A 16541-nucleotide genomic window follows, 5' to 3' on the forward strand; every position below is an offset into this window, starting at 1 on the left:
ATCAAATCCGGTGCGAGACAAGGGCAACCAACAGGTGGGTCCACTCACGATCGGTGAACCGCAGGACCGCGCAGGCCCGTTGCTTGGAATCGCGCACCGCGACCTCACTGGGCCGCCGGTTCACCACTTCGACGCAGTTTCCCTGCACGCTGCTGTAGGAGCTCCGTCGCCACGTCGGTGCGTAGGTTTCCTGCGACCAGGTCGCCATCGGCCCGTCACCCCTGACTTGTCGAGGTCCCGCCGCCGGGCGACACGAACCCCTCCCCCAGGTGGGAGCCGACCTCCATGTGAGGGTCAGGGACATCGCCCGATCGGGTGAACCGTGTACACGCGGACACCGAAGTGGCGGCGAGAGTTGCACCGCCGGGTTTCGTGGAGCATCCTACCGAGCACCCTCACTTTACGCGCTTACAAGATCACTTAAAGCGACGGGACGGGGCGGGGCCGCTTGCGGGGGCAAACGCAGCCCACGCAACAGGAGGTAGCTGCATGACCACCCTGGCCGATCCGGAAGTGGCGGACGAAGCGGACGAGGTCAGCCCGACCATCACGCTGCCGGCGATGCCCGCGTGCGTGTCCGCCGTGCGGGAGCATGTCCGCGTGGCGCTGCAGGTATGGGATCTCGATTCCTTGTCCGACACCGCCGTACTTCTCGCCTCCGAACTGGCGACCAACGCCGTGCGTCACGCGGGTCTCGGACGCCCGTTCAGCGTCGTGGTCCGCCGAGATCGCGCGCCCGACGGCGCCGCCTGCGTGTGGATCGAGGTACACGACACGGACGCCCGTGCGCCCCAGGTGATCGAGGCTGCCGACGACGACACCACGGGCCGCGGCCTGATACTGGTCGAATCGTTGTCCGACGGCTGGGAATCGGTGCCCGAGCCCGGCGGCAAGTGTGTGCGCTTCCGGCTCGCGATGACCGCCTGACCCGCCGCCGGTCCCCGCGCCGGCCCGCACGCCGGCCCCGGTCGCCCGGGTCACTCCCCCGGTACGCCCGCCCGGGACGGCGGTACGTGGACCGGCAGTTCGTGCACGTGCGCCCGGCCCGGTTTGAGCGTGTCCACGGCGAGCCGGCCCAGGTGCGGGTGGTGGGTGAAGACCACCACCTGGAACCGGTCGGCCATCGCGTCCAGCACCGCGAGCATCGCCCGGGTGCGGCCGTCGTCGAAGGTCATCGCCACGTCGTCGAGCACGATCGGCATCGCCCGCCCGGCGTCGGCGTAGGCGTCGAGCGAGGCCAGCCGCAGCGCCAGGTAGAGCTGATCGCGGGTGCCCTCGCTCATCTCGTCCACCCCGAGCACACCGGCCCCCGACCCGGCGCCCGCGCGCCGCGCGCGCAACACCGGCGCGCCCTTGCGCCCCTCGGTCTCCACCACGAGCCGGTCGAAGCGGCCCCCGGTGAGCGCGGTGAAGACCTCCTCCGCCCGGGCCAGGACCGGGGCCTGGTTCTCCTTGCGGTAGTCCTCCATGCACCGCAGCAGCACCTCGCGGGCCAGCCGCAGCCGGACGAACTCCTCGGTGTCCTCGGCGATCGCGGCGACCGTGCCGGCCACCTCCTCCTGCGCCTGTGCCGCGGCCACCGACTCGCGCTCCAGGTCGAGCATGCGTTGTCGGCGTCGGCCCAGCGTCTCGCCGGCTTGCGCGTAGGCGGCGTCGGCCTCCTCGACGCGGCGTGCGGCGTCCTCGATCTCCACGTCGAGTTCGTCGGGGGCGTAGCGCGCGGCCTCCTGTTCGACCTCGGGCGACAGCAGCGCGCGGTGCTCGGCCAGCGCGGCTTCGAGCTCGCGCACCCGGGCCGAACGCTCCACCGCGGCGCGCAGGTCGCCGAGGTCGGCGGCACCGGACGCGGCGACCAGCGCGGCGAGTTCGGCCTCGATCCGGGCCACGGCGTCGCGGCCGGCGCGCAACGCCCGGTCCAGGTCCGCGATGCGCTGGGCGAGGCCGGTGCGGGCCGCCTCCACGCCGCGCGCCGCGGTCAGCTCGCGATGCAGGTCCAAGACCGCAGCGAAGGGGGGTCGACCGGCGGGCTCGCTCGGCGCCGGGCGCCCGCACGCGAGGAACGCCTCGGCCGCGCGGGCGCCGAATCCGGCCACCCGGTCGGCCGCGCGCACGCGCCGTCGGTCCGCCTCGTCGGTTCGCCCGACCGCCGCCGCCACCTCGGCCAGCGTGGCCACCGCGGCGGCGATCGTGTCCGGGCCGCCCTCGGGCAGGTCCAGCTCGCTCGCCAGTTCGTGCCGCCGCCGCTCCCAGGCCGCCCGTTCGCCCTCGGCCCGCTCCGACTCGGCGACCGCCTCGGCAAGTTCGGCCTCGGCTTCGCGTACCGCCGCGACCGCCGCCTCCCGCTCGCGCACCGCGTCGACCAGCGCGTCGCGGCGCGCGTCGGCCTGCGCGATCAACGCGGGCAGCGTGCTCGTCCCGGTGGGCGCGCCGGACTCGGCCAGCGCGGTGCGGAAATCGGCCACCAGCGTGGCGACCCGGGCCCGGCCGGCGGCCAGCCGGTCGCGCACACCCCGCGCCTCGACCTCGACCCGGGCCAGTTCGGCGATCGCGTCCAGGACGGCGACGGCGTCGTGCGGGTCGGGCGCGGGCAGGCCGCTGCGCGCCCACGCGCGGGCCCAGTCCGCGTCGAGCTCGGCCGCCCGTTCGGTCGCCGCCGCCCGTTGCTCGGCCAGCCGGGCCAGCGTGCGCTCGTCGTGGGCGAGGTCGGCCTCCAAGCGGCCGCGCCGCACCGCCTCCTCGGCCCGTCGCCCGATGTGTCCGGCGATCTCGTCGGCCGCGGCCACCGCCCGCTCGTAGGCGTCGATCCGGTCGTCGGTCAGCGGCGGGCTCGCACAGATCAGCGTCCACAGCCGGTCGCGCTCGGCCCGGGCCGCCGTCCAGTCGTCGGGGGTGGGCGGCGGGTCGGCCAGGGACGACTCGGCCAGTTCACGAAGGCGCCGGTCGTGCTCGCTCAGCAGCGCCCGCTCGGCCGCCGCCGTCTCCTCCAGCTCGGCCCGGACCCGCAGCAGCCGGCCCAGCCGGTCGGCGACCCACTCCCGCCCCGGCAGCCGCAGCCGCGCCGGGTGCTCGTCGGCGCGCACGTCCAGGTCGGCGAGGCCGTGTCGGCCCCGCAGATCGGCGGCCTCGTGGTCGAGTTCGGCCAGCCGACGCTCGTCGCGCGCAACGTCCTCGACCGGATCGCCCGGCACCGACCGCAACAGCGCGCGCAGCACGGCCGGGTCGGCGGGCTCGGGGATCGCCGCACAGGCCGCGCGCGCCGCGTCGAGCCGGGCCCGGCGGTGCGCGACCTGCTCGACGGCGCCGGCGAGTCGGGCCTCGCACACCGTCAGGTCGTCGCGCAGCGCGGTGACCCGCGCGGCCACGCCCGCGGGCAGCTCGTAGGCGGTCGGGTCGTCGAGGGCGCGGTCCGGGCGCACCCGGGCCAGCAGTTCGGCGGCCACGCCCCGGGCCTCGGTGGCCTCGGCGTCGGCGTAGTCGGCCTGTTCGACCGCGTCGCGGATCGCCGCGACGTCGGCGTGCAGCGCGTCCACGGCGTCGCCGGCCGCCAACAGGTCGCGGTCCGCCCCCGGTTCGGCCCACTCGGCCCGGGCCCGGGCCGACTCCCGCTCGATCTGGGCCAGTTCCGCCGCCGCCTCTGCGGCCCGCGCGTCGAGCGCGGCCAGCGCTGCCGCCACGTCGGGGCCCACCGGCGGCCCGCCCGCACTCGTCTCGGCCAGCGCGGCGTCCAGTTCGGCCCGCTTGGCCAGCACCGGCAGCGCCTGGCGGACCCGGTCGAGGCGTTCGAACCGGACCCGCGCGTCGCTGCGGTCGCGGCCCAGCCGGTCGCGCTCCTCCTCGGCGCGCCGGCTCTCCTTGACCGCCTCGCCGAAGACCGCGGGGGCCAGGCCGTCGTCCTGCACCCGCTTGCGCAGCCGGCCGAGTTCGACCAGGCCCGCGTTGATCCGCTGGTTCTTGCCGCGGATCTTGTACAACTGCGCGGCACGTTCCTCGAGGCGGGTCAGCACCTCGCCGAGCCGGGCCGAGGAGCGCGATTCGAACAGGGCCCGGCCCACGTCGCCCTCGCCGCGCAGCAGTTCGGCCCCGCCCGCGCGCAGCCCGGCGTGGTCGAGCGCGAACACCTGGCGGAAGTCGTCGCGGCCCACGCCCGCCAGCATCCGGGTCAGCTCGGCCTCGGCCAGGACCGAACCGTCGGCGCGGGTGAGCGGATCCCGGTCGCGCTTGTGCCGCACCACGTCGAGCACCCGCCCGTGCTCGTCGCGCACCAACGCGCCGAGCTTGAGGTCGCGCATCGCGTGGACGAAGTCGTACGAGGTCTGTCGGTCCATCCCGTAGAGCAGTTGGTCCAGGGCGTGCCGCACGGTGGACTTGCCGGCCTCGTTCGGGCCGCTGATCACGTGCACGCCCGGGGCGCCGAGTTCGATGTGGCGGTCGGTGAAGCAGCCGAACGCGATCAGGTCGAGCCGGTCGATCCTCACGCGTGCTCCCCGTCGGTCCCGGTGACCAGCGCCGTGAGCAACTCCACGGCCTGATCGAAGATGTCGGCGCGCCAGGCCGCGTCGGCGGGGGCTATGCCCTCCTCGGCGACCTTCGGGTCGAGCGTGCGCATCCCGGGCACGGTCCGGACCAGTTGCTCCAGCGCGGTCGGGTCGGCGCGCAGCGCCCTGGCCGTCCGGGCCAGGTCCTCCACCAACGTCGGCACCTCGAACCCGGCGTCGGCCAGGTCCGCGTGTCGGGTCTCCAGGCGAATCTTCTCCAGCCACACCCCGGAGAACTCGGCGGCCAGCGCCCGGGTCTCGAACACGAATCGGCGCTCGTCGCGCCACAGCGCCTCGTGCGCGTCGGTGGCGCCGGTGATCCGCACCCGGCCGGCGAGGAGGCGGTCGCCGGCCGCGCCGCGCTGTTCGGCCACGGCGCGCCGAACCAGGTCGAGTACGTCGTCGACACCGCCGGCGGTCGAGGCGTCGACGTCGAGGCGGGCCCAGCGCACCACATCCAGGTCGCGGTGCTCGACGGCGGCCCGGCCGTGGTCGTCGACGGTGATCAGCGTCGCGCCCTTGGGCCCGGTCTCGCGCGCGTGCCGGCCCTGGATGTTGCCCGGGAAGACGATCCACGGCTCGCGCTCGTGCACCACCTCGCGCGCGTGCACGTGGCCGAGCGCCCAGTAGTCGTAGCCGCGCGAGACGAGGTCGCCGACGCTGCACGGCGCGTAGGTGGCGTGCCCCTCGGCGCCGGTCAGCGCGGTGTGCAGCAGGCCGACGTTGAACATCCCCCCGCGCGGCGCGGGATAGGCGAGCGCGAGGTTGTCGGTCACGTCCCGGACCGCGAAGCCCTGACCGTGTACGGCCAGGCCCAAGTCCTCGAAGGCGACCGTCTCGGGGCGCGCGGTGGAGAAGCGGTGCACGTTGGCCGGCAGCCGCAACTCCCGGGTGATCCGGCTGTCGGCGTCGTGGTTGCCCGCGACCAGCAGGACGCGGATGCCCGCCTCCTCCAGGCGGCGCATCTGCACGCCGAAGAACAACCCCGTGTGGTAGTCCTTCCAGTCGCCGTCGTAGATGTCGCCGGCGAGCAGCACCGCGTCGACCGCCTCGGCGAGCGCCAGGTCGACGAGGTTGACCACGGCCCGCCGCGCCGCGCCGCGGATCTGTGCCGCGGGCGCGCCCTCGTAGCCGGAGAGGCCGCGGAGCGGGCTGTCGATGTGCAGGTCGGCGGCGTGCAACAGCTTCATGAAGCGGGGCGCCTCCGGTCGGCGATCACGGGCAGCCAGGATAGGCACACGGCACCGACACGGTGGCGGTTTCGGCGGGACCCGGCGCAGGGTGGGGCTGGCCCCACCCCCGATCGGCCAGGCACCTACCTGGTCGCGCGGCGGCCGTCCGGCCAGGCTGGAGGAAACGCGCCAAGCCCGTCCGGGAGTTCACCGTGACAGCTCGACAGACCGACCGCAGGCACCCGATTTCGACCCCGCTCGTCACCTGTGCGCTCTGTGCGGTGGCCGGCGCCGTGTTGTGCCTGGCGGCGGTCCATCGGTCCGGGCTCCCGGCGAATCCGAACCTGATCGGGCTGCTGCGGCAACCGGCGCCACTGGTCACCCTGGTGTTCGGCCTGTCCGGTCTGCTGGTGGCGCTGCGCGGCCGGACCGGGCGGGGAAATCCGGTTGAATCGACCCCGCCGAAGGCCGCACCCTGGAGTCTGCACCACTCGGCGGTGAGTACGAGTGGGCCGCCCCGTCACGGGGAGGGGGCGACCCACTCACCCGGGGCCGGTTAACCCCGGCGCCACTACTGGTTAAGATGGGCACGCAACTACGCACGCTCGCGTAGCTCAGCGGGAGAGCGCCTCGTTCACACCGAGGAAGTCACTGGTTCGATCCCAGTCGTGAGCACCGATCACTTCGTGATCCTGATCAATCGAGGGCCGCTCCTGCGAGCGGCCTTCGGCACGTTCAGGACCGTGCCCGGCACCAGGCGCTCCGGATCCGGGCCGATCACGTCCAGGTTCGCCGCGTAGAGCGCCTGCCAACCGCCGATCACGCCGAGGTCGCGCGCGATCGAGGAGAGCGTGTCGCCCGCCTTGACCGTGTACCGCGAGCCGAGCATGCCGATCTGTCGGGCGCACTGCGGCCAGGCCTCCCAGCCCTGCATGCTCAGGATCTGCTCGGCGACGGCGATCTGTTCCTCGCGGGTGGCCCGGTCCGGCCGGTCGGCGTACTCCTGTCCGCCCGCCTCGTCCCACGTGCTCGGCAGGATCTGGAGTCCGCCGTAGTAGCCGTTGCCGGAGTCGAGACTCCAGCGGCCGCTGCTCTCGCACTCGGCGAGTCGGTCCCAGACGTCGTCCGAGACCGCCTCGGCGGGCGCGGCCGGCCCCACGACGAGTCCGGCGCCCAGGACGCCGGCGAGCAGGACAACCACGGACGATCGGATGATCAGCTTGGCCATGTCAGCCGACTGTAGGCAGCCCGCGCGCCGATCCGGGGACCCGACCGGGGGCGGGCCGCGGAATCACCCGGCTGTCGCAACGCCCGCACCACACCGGGCGGTCGGGCCGTCCCGACCGAGGCCGCGCGGAAACGGCCCGCCGATCCGCGCCGATCCGCGCCGAGACGGCCCGTCGATCCGCCCGACCGGGCCTACGGCAGGTCCGGCAACAGGCTGTCGATGTCCGAGGGCAACAACCCGCTCGGCAACACCCCCGAGGGCAGACCCGGCTGCTTGGGTCCCTGGGTCGAGGGGGTCTTCTTCGGACCGTCGTCGTCGCTGTCCCCGCGGCTGATCAGGATGACCGCGGTCACCACGCCCGCCACCAGCACGAGCGCGATCACCAGCATGATCAGCGGGTTGCCGCGGCGACCGCCGCCCTGCGTCGGCGGCGGTCGGTGCGGCTGCTGCGGATACGGCGGCGGTTCGTGGTGCGACACGGGCTTCGACCCCCAAGGCGACCGGTGCCGGGGGCGAACTGTCCCCGAACATCCATGCTGTCACGATCCGGACGTGCCGGAGCCGGTCCACCGAAGTCCGGGCAAAGTGAGCACCGATTCGAGGGAATCCCCACCCCGACCACCGCCGATGCGCGGGCCGCCGGACGAACGCGCCGCGCCGACCGCCCGGCCGCGTCCCGCGCGCGGCTCACAGGTCCTTGGTCAGCTCCTCGAACTCCAGGTCGTCGCGCAGTGGCCTGCCGAACCGCTCGTTGCCGTAGGGAAACGGGGTGCGCGCCCCGGTGCGGACGAAACCGCGCCGCTCGTACCAGGCGATCAGCTCCTCGCGCTGGCGGATGACCGTCATCCGCATGCGCTTGGCGTCCCACCGCCGTACCGCGACCCGCTCCGCCTCGGCGAGCAGCGCTCGGCCCAGGCCGCCGCCCTGGCGACCGGGTCGCACGGCGAACATGCCGAAGTACACGACCGAATCCGGATGCCGCTCCAACTGGCAGCAGCCGAGCAATACGCCGTCCCGCTCGGCGATCCACATCACACTGTCCGAGCCCTCGACCACCGCCGCGACGCCGTCCGCGTCGGTGCGCTGCCCCTCCAGGAGTTCGGCCTCGGTGGTCCAGCCCGCGCGGCTCGCCTCGCCGCGGTAGGCGGATTCGACCAGTTCGAGCAGGGCAGGGATATCCGCCGGTCCGGCCTGCCGGAAGCCGACGGCGACGACCTCGTCGGGGGACTCCTGCGTTCGGGTCCACGCGTCCTGCGGCACCATGGTTGTCTCTCGCCCCTCGTCGATTCGGCAATGTGTTCCATGCCGTCCCCGAGCGTACGGCGTGGGTCCCGAGAGGGGCCCTCCGCTTTCGGTCGCGGTCGGGCGGTGACAAGGTGTCCGGAAGCCGGCAACCGGATGGCCCCGCCATGAATCGGGGGTCACCGGGCGACGAATCAGGACCAAACCCGGGAAACCCAGAAACTCCAGGAAAACGGGAGAAGCCGTACATGGTGAGGGCAGGCGTTCGCCGGCTGCTGGACATACGGAGGACCAGGCTCTCCCTGGCCCTGGTGGGTCTGTGGCTGCTCGCCGCATGCGTCGCCGTCCGACAGGCCAACGAAGTACTCGACCGACCCGAGGACCGCAGGCTGCCGGACCTGGACGCGTGGCTCGGTCCCGACGGCGTACTGCACCTGCCGGGCTCGCTCTACGACGCCGACGCGCGGGGCACCACCTTCAATGGCACACCCTTCGCCGGCTGGGTGCTGCGCCCGCTCACCCGGGCGGCGGAGCACACGCTGGGCGTCGCCTGGACGGTGGCCACCCTGCTCATCGTGGCCGCGATCGCGGTGCTGGTCGCAGGGGCGGTGCCGGGCCTGCGCACCCGCCGCGCCCGGCTGCTCGCGACGCCGCTGATCATCACCCTGCTCGTGGTGTCCCTTCCGGTGCGCGGCAACCTGTCGCTCGGCCAGCTCAGCCTGCTCCCGGTCCTGCTCGCGCTGCCCGCGATGCTCAGGGCCGCTCCGGGCCGGGTCGCCTCGATAGCGATGGGCGTCGCCGCGGCGCTGCATCCGGCGATGTTGCTGTTCGCCGTCCACCTGTGGCTGACCGGCAAGCAGCGCGCGGCCGCGAACGCGACGGCCACCTTCCTCGGCTGCACCGCGCTGGCCTGGGTCACGATGCCGCACGACTCCTTCACGTACTGGGTGCACCACGTCGCCGGCGCGGGCCTGGGCGGCGACGCCGACGCGCTGTCCAACCAGTCGCTGCACGGTCTGCTGCTGCGGGTCGGCCTGTCCGGGCCGCTGGAGATCGTGCTCGTGGTGCTGCTGTCCGCCGCCGTGTTGTGGTTCGGCGTGCCGCGCGCGGTGGCCTACGCCAAGGACGGACAGGCGCTGCTCGGCGCCGCGCTGGCCGGCTGTGTGATGGTCGCGGTCTCCCCCGTGTCCTGGCAGCACCAGCAGTTGTGGATCCTGCTCGTCGCGGTCGCCCGGCTCGGCGCCAGGCAGACGGACCGCATGGTGTGGCCGGTCGCGGTCTTCATGATCATGACCTTCGACAGCAAGACGCTGGTCTGGGGCAAGCTGGCCGCCGTCCGCACGATCGCCGACAACGGGCCGCTGCTGCTCGCGATCGCCTCGGCGTGCGCGGTGCCGTTCATCACCAAGGCGTCGGCCAAGTGGAGTCCGCGGGCGGTGCCGCAGGGGGTCGCGGACAAGGGCCGGTTCGCCTGGATCCCGGCGCTGCCGTTCGGCTGGCGTCCGCTGTCCCGGCCGAACCTGTTGCTCGAACTGCTGATGATCCGGGTCGGCTACCAGGTCTACTCGTTCATCCGGGCGTCGGTGCCCGACCAGCGCCAAGTGGCCGAGGAGCACGGGCAGCAGATCATCGACCTGGAGAAGTTCCTGCACGTCGACGTCGAGCGCGGCCTGAACCACTTCGTGGCCAAGGTCGGCTGGCTGCAGAGCAGCATGAACTTCTTCTACGAGACGTTCCACTTCATCGTGCCGCTGACCATCCTGGCCATCCTGTACGTACGCAAGCCCGCCGCCTATCGCTCGGCGCGCACCGTGCTGAGCGTGGCCACCCTCACCGGCCTGGTCGGGTTCTGGCTCTACCCGCTCGCACCGCCGCGGCTGATGCCGGGCTACGACTACATCGACACCGTGCACGGCGTGCAGGACCTGAACAACCCGGACTTCGGCGCGCTCACCAAGATCTCCAACCAGTACGCGGCGATGCCCTCGCTGCACGTGGGCTGGTCGTTGTGGTGCGGGTTGATGATCCTGGCCATCGCGCCGAAGGGCTGGCGCTGGCTGGGTCTGCTCTACCCGCTGTCCACCACGATCGTGGTGATGGGCACCGCCAACCACTGGATCATGGACGCGGTCGGTGGCGCCGCGGTGGTCACCCTGGGCTTCGTGGTCCAGTACCTGCTGACCGGCCGCTCGGCCTTCTCGGTCGACCCGGTCGCCGCACCCGACGCCGAGCCGGTCGCCGTCGCGGCGGGGGCCGGACCCGGGGTCGGGGTCGGGGTCGCCGACGCGATTAGCACACCGGTGACGGCTGGGGCGGGTGAGTCGGATGTGATCACTCGTTTGCCGGAGTCAAAGCAGGATGATCCAGATTCGCGGGATGATCCCGACAAACAGCCGGTCAGCCGCAAATAGTGACGACACGCCTGCTCATTGCCAACACTTTGCCAACAGCGCCCGCATCCCGATCGTGCTTCGAGCGGTAGTCAGTGTGGTCGGTGCCGGAGGGGCCCGACCTCACCGTGACACCACGAGGAGCACCATGACGCACATCTCGCGCCGCGTAGCCCAGGCCGCCCTGCTGATCGCCGCCGGCGCCGCGCCGATCCTGGGCGCGTCCGCCGCGCACGCGGCGGAACTGCCCACGGGTGGCCTCGGCGCGCTGACCCAGCCGGACGTCGGCGGCCTCGCCGACAAGGTCCCCGCGGCCTCCGAGGGCGCGGGCAACGCGGCCGGTGGAACGGCGTCCAAGACCGTCCCCGCAGCCTCGAAGACCGCAGGTCAGACGGCCGCTACCACCGCCACGAACGCGAACAAGACGGTCGGCGACGGCGCCGCGGCGGTCGCTCCCGCCGCCGGCCAGACGATCGGCCAGGCCGCCCCCGCGGCCGGTCAGCTCACCGGTGGCGGCGCCCCCGCGGCGCCGTCCCTGCCCGCCGTGCCCTCCCTCGGCGGACTCCCGATCGGGGGTTGATCGAACCGGTTCTCATTCGGTTGAGAGCCCGGTGAAACCGGTGGGGCCGGTGCGGCGTGTCCATTGATGCCGCACCGGCCCCGCCGTATGTCCGAACCGCGCTTGTCCACCATTGGGATTAGCAAACGATCGGGTATCCCTCCGTGGGATGACGTACCAAAGGGCCATCGTGCGCATCCAAATTACTTCGTGGGTGTCTACGCTGTTCTGCGAGCGTTACGAAGAGTCGCAATTCTGGACATAGGCCATGAGACTCTTCCACCACCCCACAATCGAGGAGCACGGTGTCTGCCACGACGCGGGCCGCCGCGAACGGCCACAACAAGAACGGCACCGGCACCCCGGCCGCCGAGCGCGTGCGCGGGATCTCGGCGGGGGTGCTGATCTGGTACCTGCGGATCGTGGCGGCACTCGACTTCGTGTCGGCCGTCTCGGTGCCGCTGCGCGACCGGGTGCGTCACCACGACACGGGCGAGTACTACACGCCGTTCCTGGTCACGTCCGGATTCACGTCGGCCGCGCTGGCCGCGTTCCTCGCCATCATGCTCGCCCGCCGCAAGCGGGCCGCCTGGGCGTTCACGGCGATCCTGCTCGTCCCGTCCACCGCGGTCTACATCTGGGCGCTGTGGTTCGACGACCTGCGGCAACACCCGTTCAACTGGTTCTCCACGATCCTCACGTTCGTGATCTGCGTCGCGCTGCTGCTGAGCTTCGCCGAGTTCGGCGCCAAGGGCGACCGGGGCAACGTGCTCAAGGCCGGCCTGGTGCTGGCCGGCGGCGCGGTGGTCGGTGTGGTCCTGGGCTCGACGCTGGTCAACGCCACCGACCGGATCGCCGACTCCAGCATGGGCGACCGGATCCTGTACGCGGTGTTGCGCATCTTCACCCTCGCCCCGGACAGCGACCTGGGCAGCGTCTCGGTGCCGCGCTGGGTCGACATCGTGATCAACGTGGCCGGCGTGGTGTTGTTCCTGCTGGTGCTCTACGTACTCTTCCGCGCGCCCAAGGGTCGTGAACTGCTCACCCCCGACGACGAGGTGCTGCTGCGCGAGCTGCTCGACAAGCAGGGCGAGCGGGACTCGCTCGGCTACTTCGCGCTGCGTCGGGACAAGGCGGTGATGTGGTCGCCGAGCGGCAAGGCGGCGGTGGCCTACCGGGTCGTGGGCGGCGTCTCGCTCGCTTCCGGCGACCCGATCGGCGACCCCGAGGCGTGGCCCGGCGCGATCGACCGCTGGCTCGCCGAGGCCGAGGACCGCGCCTGGGTGCCGGCCGTGATGGGGGCCAGCGAGGAGGCCGGCACGATCTTCGCCCGGCACGGTCTGGACGCGTTGGAGCTGGGCGACGAGGCGATCGTCGAGGTGTCCGAGTTCAGCCTGGAGGGCCGCGCGATGCGCGGTGTCCGGCAGGCGTACAACCGGGTCAAGCGCGCCGGGTACACCACCCGGGTGCGCCGCCACGAGGACATCCCAGAGGGGGAGATGCGCGAACTGCTCGACCTCGCCGACCACTGGCGCGACGGGCAGACCGAACGCGGCTTCTCGATGGCGCTCGGCCGGCTCGGCGACCCCGACGACGGGCGCTGCCTGATGGTCGAGTGCATGGACGACGAGGGACGGCTGCGCGCGGTGCTCAGCTTCGTGCCGTGGGGTGCCAAGGGCGTCTCGCTCGACCTGATGCGTCGCGACCGCGAGTCGGACAACGGGCTGATCGAGTTCATGGTGCTCGACGTCATAGAAGGCGCCAAGGCGTATGCCGCGGCGAACACGAAGCCCGCCAAGGGCGGCAAGGGCAAGGGCAAGCCGGCCGAGCCGGAGGCCGAGGCCCCCGCCGAGGCGTCCTCGCCGATCGACATCGAGCGCATCTCGCTGAACTTCGCGATGTTCCGCTCGGTGTTCGAGCGCGGCAACAAGCTCGGCGCCGGGCCGGTATTGCGGCTGTGGCGCGCGGTCCTGGTGTTCTTCTCCCGCTGGTGGCAGATCGAGTCGCTGTACCGGGCCAACGAGAAGTACCGCCCGATCTGGGAGCCGCGCTACATCTGCTTCCGCAAGGCGAGCGAGCTGCCGCGGATCGGCATCGCGAGCGCCCGGGCCGAGGGCTTCTTGACCACGCCGACGCTGCCGCAGCTGTTCGGCGCCCGGCACGAGCAGCGGGTGGCCTCGATGACCAAGCGCAAGGCCGCCGAGGCGACGCCGCCGCTGGACGGCTGGACCGCGGAGCAGCGCGAGCCGGCCGAGCACAAGCAGCCCTGACCACCGGGCTCGGCCACGCCGAAGGGCGGCACCCTCGCGGGGGTGCCGCCCTTCGGTCGTTCGGGACTTCGGTGTGGTTCGGGTCTTCGGGGTCCTCCGGGTCGGCTCAGACCAGGCGGCGGATCTCGCCGCGTACCCGGTAGAACCCGCCGCGCTCGGCCGGACTGACCGCGTCCACCACGAAGCGCGCGCCCGCGACCCGCACGTTCTTCGGGAACTGCACGTTCCAGCCGCTCTCGTAGCCCGCGGTGACCACGTGCACCCGCAGCCGGCCGTTGCCCTGGTCGACGCACTCGACCACCACGCCGGTGCCGGCCTCGGTGGTGGTGGCCACCTCGGTGGTCGGCACCACGGCCTCCATCGCGGCCACCTTGACGTCGCGCACCTGCGGCACGGTGCCGTCCTGGGCCGCCGCGATCGCCGCCTCGCTCACGTCGATGCAGGCCAGCGAGCCGTCGGTGGTGACGATGTACAGCTTCTCGTCGTGGTACTGCATGGAGAAGGCCGAGCCGCACGTGGTGCCCAGCTTCCACAGCCGCTTGCCGTCCTCGGTGAAGCAGTACACCGTCGAGGAGCTGTCCCCGGCGAAGACGTACTTGCCGTTCTCGGCGGTGGCGCAGGAGAACACCGACGCGTCGCAGTCGTAGGTGGTGCGGATGCTGCCGTCGGACTTGGCGATCCGGTGCACCTTGTTGCCGGTGGTGCCCGCGTACACGTCGTCGCGCTCCTGCCAGCCGAAGAGCACGCCGCCCTTGGTCTTGGTGGTCCACAACTCCTTGCCGTCGCCGGCGGCGAACGCCTGCACCCCGGCGCTGTGTCCGTGGTAGATCGCGTTCTCGTCGCAGCGCACCATCCACGCGCCGGTGCCGTTGGTGGCCGCGGCCCAGAGCGACTCGTCCTCGTGGTCGATCGTGGTGCAGCCGCCGTTGGAGTCGGACACGCCGAGCACGCCGTCGTGGATGTCCAGCCAGTAGATGTCGATGTTGTCGGTGATCTCGTACGCCACGCGCGGGGCCTTGCCGCCGACGTCGTACACGTTGCCGTTGTCGCACCCGGCGTAGATCCACGAGTCGTCGGCGACGATGCACTTGACGCCGTCGGGCAGTTGGTAGCGGCCGGTGACCTCGCCGGCGTGGTCGAGGAACCAGACGTCGCCGCGCTGGTTGCCGACCAGGACCCGCTCGGAGTCGACGAAGATGCCGAACGCGGAGGAGCCGGTGCGGTAGCGCCACAACACCGGCGCCGAGTTGCGGGCCGTGCTGGGCCGGGAGACGATCTCGCGGCGGGTGATCGCCCTGGGCTTGCGCACTCCCTGGACGGCCGGCTCGTAGCCCTTGCGCAGCTTCGCGGCGACCTTCTTCTTGCCGTCCGCCTCGGCCTTTTGCGGCGTCGCGTGGGTGGTCGTCCCGGTCTGGCCCTTGGCCCCGATCCGCCCGTACGTGACCGTGACGTCGCAGCCGTCGACGACCACTTCGTAGTACTTGTGCGCGCCGTCGCCTTCCTCGGACAGCTCAAGGTAGGTACGGGTCTCGGGCATGACGACTCCTGGCTCCGCTGAGTGGGTTGGGGGATGCCGAACCTCCACGACGGGGCGGGAAAACCGTGCTGTTGCAAGGGGGCTGATGCCCCGTCATCCCCGGTGGCGACGACTCGAACACTACTCACGTCGGCCGACAGCGTGGGGGCGGGCGGACGGTTGCCCGGACGCGGTGCCCCTTCCCCCGGCCGGGTGGGCCCGTTCACCCGGCCGGCGCATCTCGGGACCGACGGGTTCGTTGTCGGGCAAAGTGCTCCGACGTACTCCCGACCCCTACTCCGCCGGGAGGATCATCGGGGCCGCGACCCCTCCCCGTGGACGACGTTTCAGCGTCGGGCGCGGGGTTAATCTCCACTCGTCCCGATCACCGGTCGCCGGTTCGACCCCAGTACGGTCGGCCGAAGACCCCGCTTGCCCGAGGAGTCCATGTGGCCGGGCACGTGTTCACGTCATTGGCTCCCGCGGCGTTCGGCGCCAGACCCGCCGGCAAGCGCTTGGAGCGTGTCCGCAGATCGCCGCACTTCCGCGACGGCGCGTTCCGAAATCCCGTGCCGACGCGCCGTGGCAGTCCGGGCGCGCTCGGCAAGATGATGCGCGCGCAACGGGCCGCGTCCGGACTGCGTCGACCGGCCGGGGCGATTCCCCTGGTCACCGCGTCGGCGGCGGACTTCGCACCGGCACCGGCGACCGGGCTGCGGGCGTCCTGGCTGGGGCACGCGACGGTGTTCGTGGAGATCGACGGGGTGCGGGTCCTGTTCGACCCGGTGTGGAGCACCCGATGTTCGCCGTCGGCGGCGTTCGGCCCGGCCCGGCTGCACGCGGTGCCGGTGCGCTTCGCCGATCTGCCCGACCCCGACGTCGTGGTGGTCTCGCACGACCACTACGACCATCTGGATCTGGCCACCATCGTGGCGCTGGCCAGGCGTGAGCGGGTGTTGTTCGTGGTGCCGTTGGGGATCGGCGCGCATCTGGAGCGGTGGGGCGTCGCCGAGGACCGGATCACCGAGTTGGACTGGCACGAGTCGGCCGAGGTCGCCGGGCTCGCCTTCACCGCGACGCCCGCGCGGCACTACTGCAATCGCGGCGCGCGGGTGCTGGGCACCGTGTTGTGGGCGTCGTGGGTGGTCGCCGGGCCCCGACACCGGGTCTTCCACAGCGGAGACAGCGGCTACTTCCCGGGCTTCGCCGACATCGGCCGCGAACATGGGCCGTTCGACCTGACCATGATTCAGGCCGGGGCGTACGCAGAGGCGTGGCCCGACGTGCATCTGCACCCGGAGGGCGCGGTGCAAGCGCACGCGGATCTGGGCGGCGGGCTGATGTTGCCCATCCACTGGGGCACGTTCGATCTGGCGCCGCACGCGTGGGAGGAGCCGGCCGAGCGGTCGGTGGCGGCGGCTCGGGCGCTGGGCACCGGGCTTGTGGTCCCGCGGCCCGGCGCGCTGTTCGAACCGGCCCTGGTGGACGGGGCCGAGGTGGAGCCATGGTGGCGCGAGGTGGCGGCGGCGCCGGAGCGCTGGGCACCGGCGGCGCCGGCCGAGCAGGCGACGGTGGAGCCGGTGGTGATTCCGGCGGTGTCGAGCGGGTCCGCGGTGCCGGCGGGCTGAG

At 72.5% G+C, this 16541-nt stretch carries 13 protein-coding genes and 1 tRNA gene; 7 read left to right on the forward strand and 7 right to left on the reverse strand.

The features are described from left to right. Position 1 precedes the first annotated feature (1 nt). Positions 2–304, reverse strand: a complete 303-nt coding sequence (locus ACFXKZ_RS24845; protein ID WP_380003182.1) for a DUF397 domain-containing protein — start codon at positions 302–304, stop codon at positions 2–4. Between the two features lie 185 nt (positions 305–489). Between ACFXKZ_RS24845 and ACFXKZ_RS24850 the strand changes: the two genes are divergently transcribed. After that, the gene (locus ACFXKZ_RS24850) at positions 490–927 is read left to right on the forward strand and encodes an ATP-binding protein (protein ID WP_380003184.1); all 438 of its coding nucleotides are present in this window, start codon (positions 490–492) and stop codon (positions 925–927) included. A gap of 50 nt (positions 928–977) precedes the next feature. On the opposite strand, the gene ACFXKZ_RS24855 is transcribed toward ACFXKZ_RS24850, so the two are convergent. Continuing rightward, positions 978–4475 carry an AAA family ATPase gene (locus ACFXKZ_RS24855; RefSeq protein WP_380003185.1) on the reverse strand — a complete coding sequence of 1166 codons (3498 nt, stop codon included), beginning with the start codon at positions 4473–4475 and terminating at the stop codon, positions 978–980. Beyond that, entirely contained in the window at positions 4472–5725 is a 1254-nt protein-coding gene (locus ACFXKZ_RS24860) for an exonuclease SbcCD subunit D (RefSeq protein WP_380003186.1), read from the reverse strand. The genes ACFXKZ_RS24855 and ACFXKZ_RS24860 overlap by 4 nt, the downstream gene beginning before the upstream one ends. A gap of 194 nt (positions 5726–5919) precedes the next feature. Here ACFXKZ_RS24860 and ACFXKZ_RS24865 point away from each other — a divergent pair, with 194 nt between their 5' ends. Continuing rightward, entirely contained in the window at positions 5920–6267 is a 348-nt protein-coding gene (locus ACFXKZ_RS24865) for a hypothetical protein (RefSeq protein WP_380003188.1), read from the forward strand. 43 nt (positions 6268–6310) lie between these two features. Then, positions 6311–6382, forward strand: a tRNA-Val gene (locus ACFXKZ_RS24870). 4 nt (positions 6383–6386) lie between these two features. Here ACFXKZ_RS24870 and ACFXKZ_RS24875 read toward each other — a convergent pair. The 3 genes from ACFXKZ_RS24875 to ACFXKZ_RS24885 all read right to left on the reverse strand — a co-directional run bounded on the left by ACFXKZ_RS24875 (position 6387) and on the right by ACFXKZ_RS24885 (position 8198). Next, positions 6387–6935 carry a transglycosylase family protein gene (locus ACFXKZ_RS24875; protein WP_380003189.1) on the reverse strand — a complete coding sequence of 183 codons (549 nt, stop codon included), beginning with the start codon at positions 6933–6935 and terminating at the stop codon, positions 6387–6389. Positions 6936–7126: 191 nt separating this feature from the next. Continuing rightward, positions 7127–7414, reverse strand: a complete 288-nt coding sequence (locus tag ACFXKZ_RS24880; protein WP_380003190.1) for a hypothetical protein — start codon at positions 7412–7414, stop codon at positions 7127–7129. Positions 7415–7622: 208 nt separating this feature from the next. After that, positions 7623–8198, reverse strand: a complete 576-nt coding sequence (locus ACFXKZ_RS24885; RefSeq protein WP_380003191.1) for a GNAT family N-acetyltransferase — start codon at positions 8196–8198, stop codon at positions 7623–7625. A 227-nt stretch (positions 8199–8425) separates the two neighbouring features. On the opposite strand from ACFXKZ_RS24885, the gene ACFXKZ_RS24890 reads away from it, so the two are divergent. The 3 genes from ACFXKZ_RS24890 to ACFXKZ_RS24900 all read left to right on the forward strand — a co-directional run bounded on the left by ACFXKZ_RS24890 (position 8426) and on the right by ACFXKZ_RS24900 (position 13396). After that, entirely contained in the window at positions 8426–10588 is a 2163-nt protein-coding gene (locus ACFXKZ_RS24890) for a bifunctional glycosyltransferase 87/phosphatase PAP2 family protein (protein WP_380003192.1), read from the forward strand. 127 nt (positions 10589–10715) lie between these two features. Then, positions 10716–11147 (forward strand): ATP-binding protein, encoded by a 432-nt coding sequence (locus ACFXKZ_RS24895; protein ID WP_380003193.1) that lies wholly within the window; start codon positions 10716–10718, stop codon positions 11145–11147. A gap of 284 nt (positions 11148–11431) precedes the next feature. Continuing rightward, positions 11432–13396 (forward strand): phosphatidylglycerol lysyltransferase domain-containing protein, encoded by a 1965-nt coding sequence (locus ACFXKZ_RS24900; protein WP_380003194.1) that lies wholly within the window; start codon positions 11432–11434, stop codon positions 13394–13396. A gap of 106 nt (positions 13397–13502) precedes the next feature. Here ACFXKZ_RS24900 and ACFXKZ_RS24905 read toward each other — a convergent pair whose 3' ends face one another. After that, positions 13503–14933, reverse strand: a complete 1431-nt coding sequence (locus tag ACFXKZ_RS24905) for a PQQ-binding-like beta-propeller repeat protein (protein ID WP_380003195.1) — start codon at positions 14931–14933, stop codon at positions 13503–13505. A 428-nt stretch (positions 14934–15361) separates the two neighbouring features. On the opposite strand from ACFXKZ_RS24905, the gene ACFXKZ_RS24910 reads away from it, so the two are divergent. Beyond that, positions 15362–16540: an MBL fold metallo-hydrolase gene (locus ACFXKZ_RS24910; protein ID WP_380003196.1), complete on the forward strand. Its 1179-nt coding sequence runs from the start codon at positions 15362–15364 to the stop codon at positions 16538–16540. Position 16541 lies beyond the last annotated feature (1 nt).

The sequence above is a fragment of the Embleya sp. NPDC059237 genome, from assembly GCF_042754105.1.
Lineage (GTDB): Bacteria > Actinomycetota > Actinomycetes > Streptomycetales > Streptomycetaceae > Embleya.